1 protein-coding gene is annotated in these 4,093 nt (G+C 37.2%); it reads left to right on the forward strand.

Annotated features, from left to right (window positions below; translation table 11 throughout):
* A partial coding sequence (locus ODQ17_RS17710) for an Ig-like domain-containing protein (protein ID WP_322905328.1) occupies nucleotides 1–4,093 on the forward strand: 4,093 nt, incomplete at both ends.

Below are 4,093 nucleotides of genomic sequence, written 5' to 3' on the forward strand. Positions count from 1 at the left end.
AGATTAGTGGACAAGAAGAGAATAGCCACATCACTTACTGGATATCGAAAGATGAAGGAAAGACTTGGCAAGAAACAACAGTAAATCAAAAAGATTTAGCTGATGGTGTTTATCAATATAAAGCTGTAGTGACAGACCTTGCAGGTAACACATCAGAAACTGCTATACAAAAGGTAGTTGTGGATAATTCTTTAAATGTTGAAGCAATTGCAGTAACTGTAAAGCCGATTACCGAAGACAATACAATAAGTCTAGTTGAAAAAAATCAAGTTATTTCAATAAGACTTGAAGTAGATAATCTACCAACAGATTTAAATAGTTCACTGACTTTAGTAAATACGACATTAAACAATGCTGTTTATAATTTTCAATTTGATGAAGTGACCCAAGAATGGGTTGCTGAAATTCCAGCAGAGTTTCTGTGGTCAGAAGAGTCACAAACCAATATATCAATTGATATTAGTCTTACTGATCAAGCTGGCAATACAGCCATTATTAAACAGACCCAAAATTATAATGTAGATCATACTCCGAATTCACCAACACTAGATTCACTAACTGTGAACAATATAGATGGAGCTATCATTTCAGGTAGTGCATATAAAGGAAGTAAGGTCGATATCTATAATAAAAATGGTGATTGGCTTGCAAGTACAATAGTCAATGAAGAGGGTAAATTTACCTTACAAAACCTTTCAATTAGTACTAATCAAGAAGTTTATGCTGTCGCTACTTATAATGGCTACAGCAGTGAAAATTCGTCAATTGGACTAGTTACTGAAGTTCCAGCTCTTAGTATTTTACGAATTAGTCCAGAAGGTGTGATCACTGGTTATGCGACTGAAGGCAGTCATTTTATTGTAAAAGATCAGAATGGAAATATTCTGCAAGAGTTTAACTCCATTGCATTTGAGGGCCCAGGTATTACGCCTTTTAGTGTAATGGCATTAGGTGAAGTTAGACCATTTACTTTGTCCCTCGACCAACCTTTGGAGGAAGGTACTCAAATTATTATCTCTACAGATAAAGATAATATTTCAGGCCATCCGCAATATATTACCGCAGACTATACGCCCGCAGTATTTTTAGAAACTCCACAATTTGATATTAGTGGCGAAACTTTATCAGTACATGTCAATGAACCTAACAGCCTTATTCTTGTGTTTTCCGGAACAGGAAATCTAATCGCTAACGGTGTTACAGATGAACAAGGCTTTGCAAGTTTACCTGTGTTCCAATTTTTAAAAGAAGGTGAGTCGGTTACCGTACAAGTAGTAGATAAAAATCAAAATACGAGTGAAGTCCTAATCGAAGTTCCAAACTTTGCTTATATTCCACATGTTGAACGTATTACACAAGAAGGCTTAATTTCTGGGTTTGCTGAAGATAATAGTACGGTAATTGTGCGTGATGCTGACGGTAATGAATTAGGAAAGGTTACATTAGGTGATGACAATAGTTGGAATGAATTTAGTCATTTTAGCTTGAGTGTAAACCGACCTTTAATTGATGGAGAGCAAATTTCCGTTCAAATTATTGATAATAAAGGTCTGATGAGCCCTGAGCAGAATATTGTTGTAGATCTGACTCCTCCACCTGTTCCAACAGATTTAAATTTTAATGATGCTGGTGATTTAGTTTATGGTCATGCAGAACCTTTCTCTGAAATTTTGGTTAAAGATGGACAAGGAAACATTCTTAATAAATGGTTTTGGAATAACTGGACCGACGAGAGTGGAAGTTTCTCGATAGAATTAGGTATGTTTTTAACCAATGCTGAGACAGTTTATGTCACAGCTACAGATGTAAATGGAAATATAAGTTTAGCAGCGCAGATACAGGCGCCTAACTATGCTTTTGCCCCATATATAGATAGCTTTACTTCGGACGGAGTGATAAGTGGGCAAGCTGAAAATAATAGTACTCTCATTGTTAAAGATGCCAAAGGTGAAGTCCTAGCTGAAATTAAAGTCGGTGAAGATAACGGCTGGAATGGATCAAGTTATTTTAAACTCCAGCTTGACCGCCCTCTTGTTGATGGTGAGCAGTTGTTCTTATCAATTAAGGATGCTCGTGGACAAATAAGCACCGATACTGTAATCACCGCTGATACAGTTCCTCCTACACCAGCCAGTAATTTAGTTTTCTCAGAAGATGGTTCATATCTTACGGGTGTAGCAGAACTGAATACTACGATTCAGGTTTTTGATCATAATGGTCAGCCATTGAATATATGGAATAATACCGTCAACTCGGACGGTACATTTACTGTTTTCTTAAGTAGCAATAATTTACATGGAGAGGCATTCACGGTCACTGTTAAAGACCAAGCTGGAAATGTGAGTGAAGCTGTTTCAATTAAAGCTCCACTTGATGATATTGCACCGGATCCAATTAAAAATATTTTACTTGATGCAAACGGTCAAAACTTTACAGCACAAGCAGAAGCGAATAGTCGGATTGAAGTTATTGATTCATTAGGTAATCAGACGGGTTGGGGTTCTACAGATAGTGCTGGTAATGTCTCAGGCTTTTTCAATCAAATCTATTTACATGGTGAAGAACTTACTTTTGTTGTCATAGATCGAGTGGGTAATCGCAGTGTCGAATTTAAGCAAAATGCTTTAATTGACACCATTGCACCAAATCCGATTGCAAATATCATCTTCAATGAAGATGGCCAAAGCTTTACAGCTCAGGCAGAAGCTGGAAGCTCTATTGAAATATTAGATCAGGCTGGAAATAAGATTACTACTAGTTATACCGATAGCTTAGGTAATGTATTTGGTTATTTCCCGCAAGTTTACTTACATGGTGAGGAACTTACTTTTGTTGTAGTTGACCGAGCGGGTAACCGTAGTGCAGAGGTCAAGCAGAGTGCTTTAACTGATGATATCGCACCAAATCCGATTGAAAATATTGTATTAGATATCAATGGACAGAGCTTTACAGCTCACGCTGAAGCAAATAGCCAGATTGAAATTAAAAATACCAATGGTGACATTATTGGTTATGGATCAGCAGATAGCACAGGCAATGTTTCAGGATATTTGTATCAAGTACATTTACATGGTGAAGAGCTCACTTTTGTTGTAGTAGATCGAGCTGGTAACCGTAGTACAGAAGTTAAGCAAAATGCTTTAACTGATGATGTAGCACCAAATCCAATTGAAAATATTGTATTAGATCTCAATGGTCAAAACTTTACAGCACAAGCCGAAGCAAATACTCAAGTTGAAGTTAAAAATGCTGCAGGTGAGATCATCGGTTCAGGTTATGTAGATGGCGCTGGTAATGTGTCAGGTTATTTATATCAAGTCTATTTACATGGAGAAGAACTCACTTTTGTTGTCGTTGACCGAGCTGGTAACCGTAGTACAGAAGTTAAGCAAAACGCTTTAACTGATGATATTGCACCAAATCCAATTGAAAATATTTTACTTGATGCGAACGGACAGAACTTTACAGCTCAGGCAGAAGCAAACACTCAAATTGAAGTCAAAAATGCTGCTGGTGAAGTCATAGGATCTGGTTCAACCGATAGCATGGGCAATGTTTCAGGTTATTTATATCAGGTTCATTTACATGGAGAAGAACTCACTTTTGTTGTAGTTGACAAAGCGGGTAACCGCAGTGCAGAGGTCAAGCAGAATGCCTTGATTGATGACATTGCTCCGAACGCGATTGAAAACATCATTTTCAATGAAAATGGTCAAAACTTTACAGCGCAAGCAGAAGTAAATACTCAAGTTGAAGTTAAAAATGCTGCAGGTGAGGTTGTTGGTTCAGGTTATGTAGATAGTGCTGGTAATGTCTCAGGATACTTGAATCAAATTTACTTAAAAGGTGAGGAACTTACTTTTGTTGTGATTGATCAAGCTGGTAATCGCAGCGTTGAAGTAAAACAAACAGCCTTTCTTGATAATACTGCACCGGAAAATGCGACTAATTTAGTATTTAGCGAAGATGGTTCATATCTAACTGGTATGGCTGAGCCAAATGCTACGATTCAGATATTTGATCAGAATGGTCAATTGGTAAATCTTTGGAATAATAATGTTAATTGGGATGGAACATTTAGCGTCTCATTAGA

This window comes from Acinetobacter sp. IRS14, assembly GCF_034650275.1.
Taxonomy (GTDB): Bacteria; Pseudomonadota; Gammaproteobacteria; order Pseudomonadales; family Moraxellaceae; genus Acinetobacter; species Acinetobacter oleivorans.